1 protein-coding gene is annotated in these 435 nt (G+C 59.5%); it reads left to right on the top strand.

The annotated features are described in order from the left end of the window. On the top strand, positions 1 to 435 hold a 435-nt coding region (locus tag H8K43_RS18690), incomplete at both ends, for an AMP-binding protein (RefSeq protein WP_186905258.1).

The following is a 435-nucleotide window of genomic DNA, read 5'->3' on the forward strand; positions in this document are numbered from 1 at the left end:
GCGTCTGGAGCAGCAAATCAGTATGCAGGGCAGCGCCACGCCACAAGCGATTGCCGTCATCGATGGTATTGATCGCTGGACTTATGCCGAACTCGAAACCAGAGCCAACCACCGAGCCGCGCAACTCAAAGCTGCATTGGCAGCGCACAGCGCAAGCGAAGCCGTGATCGGTGTCGCCTTGCCGCGCAGCGGCGCAACAGTCGAATGGCTGCTCGCTATTTTGAAAGTAGGCAGTGTCTATTTACCGCTGGACATCGACCATCCGCAGCAACGCCTGCACACCATGCTGACGGATGCCCGCGCTGCCTTGGTGATTGTGGCCGAAGGCGCAGAACTTGGTGCGCTGCCTTGCCCCAGCCTGAGCGTATCGGAATCGGATATCGCTGGGCATAACGATGAGCAATCTGAAGCGCTGCCCCCGGTCATCGGCAATGG

Origin of the sequence: Cognatundibacterium curvum, assembly GCF_014284235.1 — a bacterium.
Taxonomy (GTDB): Bacteria; Pseudomonadota; Gammaproteobacteria; order Burkholderiales; family Burkholderiaceae_D; genus Undibacterium; species Undibacterium curvum.